Origin of the sequence: uncultured Rhodoblastus sp. (genome assembly GCF_903903185.1) — a bacterium.
GTDB lineage: Bacteria > Pseudomonadota > Alphaproteobacteria > Rhizobiales > Beijerinckiaceae > Rhodoblastus.
This window is the reverse complement of sequence record NZ_CAIUXT010000063.1, coordinates 1-5448: the sequence shown is the minus strand read 5'-3', so window position 1 is coordinate 5448 and position 5448 is coordinate 1. Positions and strand designations below refer to the sequence as shown.

At 64.0% G+C, this 5448-nt stretch carries 5 protein-coding genes and 1 pseudogene; 4 read left to right on the top strand and 2 right to left on the bottom strand.

Going from position 1 to position 5448, the window contains the following annotated elements:
* From QZY01_RS05640 to argC, 3 genes and pseudogenes are all read left to right on the top strand, one after another.
* Positions 1–137 (top strand): annotated as a pseudogene (locus QZY01_RS05640) (50S ribosomal protein L13); the annotation flags it as partial.
* A 2-nt stretch (positions 138–139) separates the two neighbouring features.
* On the top strand, positions 140–619 hold the full coding sequence (gene rpsI, locus QZY01_RS05635; protein ID WP_294534417.1) for a 30S ribosomal protein S9: 480 nt from the start codon (positions 140–142) through the stop codon (positions 617–619).
* A gap of 146 nt (positions 620–765) precedes the next feature.
* Positions 766–1689, top strand: a complete 924-nt coding sequence (gene argC / locus QZY01_RS05630) for an N-acetyl-gamma-glutamyl-phosphate reductase (protein ID WP_294534415.1) — start codon at positions 766–768, stop codon at positions 1687–1689.
* Between the two features lie 27 nt (positions 1690–1716).
* Here argC and QZY01_RS05625 read toward each other — a convergent pair whose 3' ends face one another.
* Complete coding sequence (locus QZY01_RS05625; protein WP_294534412.1) at positions 1717–2124, bottom strand: hypothetical protein; 408 nt, start codon at positions 2122–2124, stop codon at positions 1717–1719.
* A 209-nt stretch (positions 2125–2333) separates the two neighbouring features.
* Positions 2334–4628 carry a class I poly(R)-hydroxyalkanoic acid synthase gene (gene phaC / locus QZY01_RS05620; RefSeq protein WP_342394876.1) on the bottom strand — a complete coding sequence of 765 codons (2295 nt, stop codon included), beginning with the start codon at positions 4626–4628 and terminating at the stop codon, positions 2334–2336.
* A gap of 168 nt (positions 4629–4796) precedes the next feature.
* Between phaC and QZY01_RS05615 the strand changes: the two genes are divergently transcribed.
* Positions 4797–5222, top strand: coding sequence for a hypothetical protein (locus QZY01_RS05615; protein ID WP_294534410.1), 426 nt, complete (start codon positions 4797–4799; stop codon positions 5220–5222).
* The last annotated feature ends 226 nt before the right edge of the window (positions 5223–5448 follow it).

The following is a 5448-nucleotide window of genomic DNA, read 5'->3' as shown; positions in this document are numbered from 1 at the left end:
TGCCGCACGGGCCACTGGGCGTGAAGCAATTGTCCAACCTGCGCGTCTACAAGGGCGCCGACCATCCGCATGTGGCGCAGAACCCGACGGTTCTCGACGTCGCCGCCCTGAACCCCAAGAACGCCAGGAACGACTGATCATGGCCGAGACCATTTCCTCCCTGCAGGACCTCAAGAGCGCGACCGCCGAACCGGCGGTTTTGGCCCCCGTCCATGTGCAGAAAATCGACAAATACGGTCGCGCCTACGCCACCGGCAAGCGCAAGAACGCCGTCGCACGCGTCTGGATCAAGCCCGGCCCCGGCAAGGTGACCGTCAACGGGCGCGAACTCGAAGTCTATTTCGCCCGCCCGGTTTTGCGCATGATCCTGCAGCAGCCGCTCGGCATCGCCAACCGCGCCGACCAGTATGACATCACCGTCACGGTCGCCGGCGGCGGCCTCTCCGGCCAGGCCGGCGCGGTGCGTCACGGCCTGTCGAAGGCGCTCACCTATTACGAGCCCGCTCTGCGCGGCCCGCTGAAAAAGGCCGGCTTCCTGACCCGCGACTCGCGCGTCGTCGAGCGTAAGAAATACGGCAAGCGCAAGGCCCGCCGCAGCTTCCAGTTCTCGAAGCGCTGATTTCATCGGCGAGGATTTCGAAACGGCGGGCCAAAAGCCCGCCGTTTTTGTTATGCCTCGGTCGCCATTTCGTCACTGCAATGACAGCTCTGAATGAACCATTGTCACAATTTCAGATAAGGTTGCTGTCTGCTTGAGGATCCGTCATGACCACCGCGCCCAAAAAAATCTTCATCGATGGCGAGGCCGGCACCACCGGCCTGCAAATCCGCGAAAAACTCAGCGGGCGGCAGGACGTGGTCCTCGTCTCGATCGCTGCTGAAAAGCGCAAGGACGCTGGCGCCAAGGCGGAAATCCTTGCTCAGGTCGATCTGACCATTCTCTGCCTGCCCGACGACGCCGCCAGGGAAAGCGTGGCGCTCGCCGATTCGCTCGGCGACCGGAGCCCGCGCATACTTGACGCCTCGACCGCCCATCGGATCGCGCCGGGCTGGACCTATGGCTTTCCCGAACTGGCTTCGGGGCAAAGCGAGGCCATCGCCAAAGCGCGGCGCGTCGCCAATCCCGGCTGCTACGCCACGGGCGCCATCGCGATTTTGCGTCCGCTGGTCGACGCCGGCCTGATTTCGCCCGATCACCGAATCGCGATCAACGCGGTTTCCGGCTATTCCGGCGGCGGCAAGCAGATGATCGCGGATTTCGACTCCGGCAAGGCGGCGGCTTTCCAGCTTTACGGGCTCGGGCTGGAGCACAAGCATGTGCCGGAAATCATGGCCTACGGCCGCCTGCGGGCCCGGCCTTTGTTCGTCCCCTCGGTCGGCAATTTCCTGCAGGGCATGCTGGTCAGCCTGCCGCTGGCGCTCGACGACCTGCCGGGGCGCCCCAAAGCCGGCGATCTCGAAGCGGCGCTGGCGGCGCATTATGCGGGTGCGGCGTTCGTGCGCGTCGTCGCGGCTGAAGCTTCGGGCGTTTTGGCGCCCGAGGCGCTCAACGGCACAAACGATCTGGAAATCCGGGTCTTCGCCAATGAATCGCGCCGGCAGGCGGTCATCGTCGCCCGGCTCGACAATCTCGGCAAGGGCGCCTCGGGCGCCGCCGTGCAGAACCTGCAATTGATGTTGGGGCTTTGAGCAGAGCCCGCTGCCCGGGGCATAGCCTCAATAAGCCGCCGAGACCAAGCCGCCGCGAATGACGATGACGCCGTTTTCGCACGGAAAAGCGGGCTGGCGATGGGCATAAAGGATGCGCGGCGGCGAAGTCAGCGCCGGCGGGAAATTGTAGACCGCGCCATAGCCGGTGGGCGTCGCGCTCGAACCGTCATAGCCGACCGGATAAGGCCCCGACGCCTCGTTCGGCCAGGGCGCGAGAAGCGGGGCGGCGGCGACCACGCCGACGACGGCCGAGCCTCGGACCTGATGGACCGGTCGTTCCCGGCGGACGGCCCAGCCGGCGTGACAGGGACGAACAGCGACCACGCGACGATGCGGCCCGGCCCAAGCCGGCGCCGCCGGAACGAGCATCAGACCGAGCGCCAAAAAGGCCGCGGATTTCGCGAATTGATCCATGTTCGCCTCGATTGTCCCGAATTGGCGCCGCGCCCGGCCCGGATTCGAATCGCGCGAGGGCTGCCGGCGTTCACCGGGCAAAAACGGCGCCGGGCGGCAATGTCGCAGGTCGATCGGGACGAAACGCGTCCCGTGAGACCCGGCTTTCATGAGGCGGAACGGGCCGAAAACGCCCTGAGGCGGCCCGCCGCCGGACCGCCCGCGCGCTTTCAGGCTTTGACCCGCACATATTCGCCGGGGGCGTCGCCCAGCAGTTCGACCCGGCCGCCGCCGGGCTCGCGCGCCGGCACTTTTTCCGGCGCCTGCGCGGCGATCCAGTGGATCCAGTCGGGCCACCACGAGCCCGGATGTTCCTGCGCCCTGGCGACCCAGTCCTCAAAACTCCCGGATGGGCGCTCCCCGGTCCAATATTGATATTTCGGCTTGGGTCCGGGCGGATTGATCACCCCGGCGATATGGCCCGATCCGCCCATCACATAGCGCATTTCGCCGCCGAACAGCTTGGCGCCGTTGAACACCGATCTCGCCGGCGCGATATGATCTTCCTTCGCGGCGAGGTTGTAGATGGGGATGGTGATCTTGCCGAGATCGAGCGTCTCGTCGCCAAGCACCATCTTCTTCTGCGCGAACCTGTTGTTGAGATAGCAGTTGCGCAGATAATAGGAATGGTTGGCGCGCGGCATGCGCGTCGAATCGGAATTCCATGTCAGGAGGTCGAAGGCCATCGGCTCGATGCCCTTCAGGTAATTATTGACGACATAGGACCAGATCATGTCGTTGGGCCGCAGCATGTTGAAGGCGTTGGCCATGGTGCTGCCCTGCAGGAAGCCCGCCGTCTTCATTTCATTTTCGATATTCTGGATGCGGTCCTCGTCGGCGAAGATTTTCAGATCGCCCGCATCGGTGAAATCGACCTGGGTCGTGAACAGCGTGGCGCTGGAAATGCGGTCGTCGTTCTTGGCCGCCATATAGGCGAGGGTGGCGGCGGTCAGGGTGCCGCCGACGCAATAGCCGACCGCGGTGACCTGCCGCTCGTCGGTGATCTTCTCGATCTGCTCCAGCGCCGCGAATACGCCCTCGCGCATGTAGGCGTAGAAATCCTTGTCGGCGTGCCGCGCGTCGGGATTGACCCAGGACATGCAGAACACCGTCAGGCCCTGCGAAACCGCCCATCGGATGAAGCTTTTCTCGGCGTTGAGGTCGAGAATATAGAATTTGTTGATCCATGGCGGCACGATCAGCAGCGGACGGCGATAGACCTGCTCCGTGGTCGGCGCATATTGAAGCAGTTCGATCAGCTCGTTGCGAAACACCACCTTGCCGGGCGTGACGGCGAGATTGACGCCGAGTTGGAACTTGCCGGGGGTGGTGTGGCGAATCTTGAGCTTGCCGCCGCCCGCCTCGATGTCCTCGGCGAGCATTTTCATGCCGCGCGCCAGATTTTCCGCGTCCGCCGCCCAGGTTGTGCGCAAGAGCTCGGGATTGGTCATCAGGAAATTCGACGGCGACAGGGCGCCGGCCAGTTGCCGCAGATAGAAGGAAGCCTTGTCATGCGTCCTCTTGTCGAGTTCCGCATCCTCGACCATAGAGTTGGCCCAGTCGCTGGCGAGGCTATAGGCCTGGCGCAGGAAATCGAAATAGGGATGTTCCTGCCAATCCGGCGCTGAAAATCGCTTGTCCTTAGGATCGTGGGGAACGTAGGGCGCGTCTTCCTCGCCGGTCATGCGGCGCAGCGTATTGGACCAGAGGCCAAGGAAATGGCTGGAAAAATCGGTTTGCGCCTCGAGGGTCCGGCGCGGGTCGGCCAGCCAGTATTCGGCGACCTGAGCGAAGGTTTTCAGGGCGTCGGTGACGTCTTCGGAAATACTCGGGTGGACCGTGCCTTCCTCGACCGGCCTGACCATTGCCGCCAGCGCCTTGCCGCCATGGGCCATGGCCTTGGCCAGATTGTCGGCCATGCGTTCGAAATTGACGGTGGCGATACTGCCGGTCAGGGGCGCTTCCGCAAGCGACGATGCGGGGGCCGCAGGCGGCGCCGCGACGGTTTCCGTCGGCGGGGTTTTCTTCCCCGGGGCGAGCGCGACCGGCTTTTCCGGCGCCTCGACCGCGGCGGCCGGGGCCTTTGGCCGCGAAGCGACGGGCGCGGGTTTTGCCGGCGCGGGCTTGGCGGCCCCAACGCCGGCGGCCGCAACCTTGACAGTCGAAGGTTTGGCGGACTTGGACGACGCGGGCTTGTCCGACGCGGTCCTGGTGGCGGCCGCGATTTTGGCAGGCGCGGCTTTTTCCGGTTCGGGTTTGGCCGGGGCGAGCGGCGGCGATGTAGCGGTTGATTTTTTCAGGTTCGCGGCGGCGTTCTTGGCGCTCGCCGGCGCGGCTTTCGCGCTCGCCGGCGCGGCCTTGCCATTGACGGGCGCGGCGACGGCGCTCGTATCAATGCTTTCGGCCGGCGGTTGGGCCGCGCGTTTGGCGGTCCGTTTGCGCCGTATATCCTGGCTGGCAGTCATGACGTTCCCTCTGGATCGATTTTTTGGGCTTGCCTTTTTGGATCGGAGCGCGTGTTCCTCGGTCCCGTTTCGGACATAATAAGACTTTATGCGAGGATTTGGGCAATGATCCGAAGGAAGCACTTCGTAAGGATAATGCCCGCGACCGATGCAGAAAGCCAAGCCAAAATGAGTAAATTTTCCGTATCGCGTTTTTTCCGCCGGCCGCCGCGCCGGGCGGTCGCTTTCCGAACGGTCGCTTTCCGCGCAGTCGCCTCGATCGCCGCCCTCTGGCTGCACGGCGCCGGCGCTCAGGCGCAGACCAATCCGTTTCGCTCGCTGACCGATGCGCTGGGCATGACCACGGAGACGGGCGAAGGACCGGATTTCATTCGACAGACCCGGCCCGAAGGCGACAAGATGGATTATTCGCATCTGACCGGAGTCGACAAGCTGAGAAAGCCGATCCGGACCCCGGCGGAAGTGGAGGCCGACAAGGCCGAACTCGTTTCCTTGCGGGAAAAATCCGCCGCGCGCATGAAAAAGCTCGGCGCCGAGAAAATGACCCCGGTCGCCCCGGCCAAGGCGCCGCCAGCGACCGACGAAAAATTCTAGGCCCGGCGTTTTTCCCTGGGCCGCGTTTTTAGGCCGGATGGAGAACAACGACGCTGACATGGCGCGCGGGCGCGTGCTAAGCACGTTTTCTCCATGGCGCCCGGACGCAGAATCGAAAAATTCCGAAAAGAAGAGCAAAAGGACGAGGTTGATGAGCGATTTTTATCGCGTGCGGCGCCTGCCGCCTTATGTGTTCGAACAGGTCAACCGTCTGAAAGCCAAGGCC

Coding starts and splice junctions, on each gene's coding strand:
- rpsI (WP_294534417.1), top strand. CDS start 140: ATGGCCGAGACCATTTCCTCCCTGCAGGACCTCAAGAGCGCGACCGCC.
- argC (WP_294534415.1), top strand. CDS start 766: ATGACCACCGCGCCCAAAAAAATCTTCATCGATGGCGAGGCCGGCACC.
- QZY01_RS05625 (WP_294534412.1), bottom strand. CDS start 2,124: ATGGATCAATTCGCGAAATCCGCGGCCTTTTTGGCGCTCGGTCTGATG.
- phaC (WP_342394876.1), bottom strand. CDS start 4,628: ATGACTGCCAGCCAGGATATACGGCGCAAACGGACCGCCAAACGCGCG.
- QZY01_RS05615 (WP_294534410.1), top strand. CDS start 4,797: ATGAGTAAATTTTCCGTATCGCGTTTTTTCCGCCGGCCGCCGCGCCGG.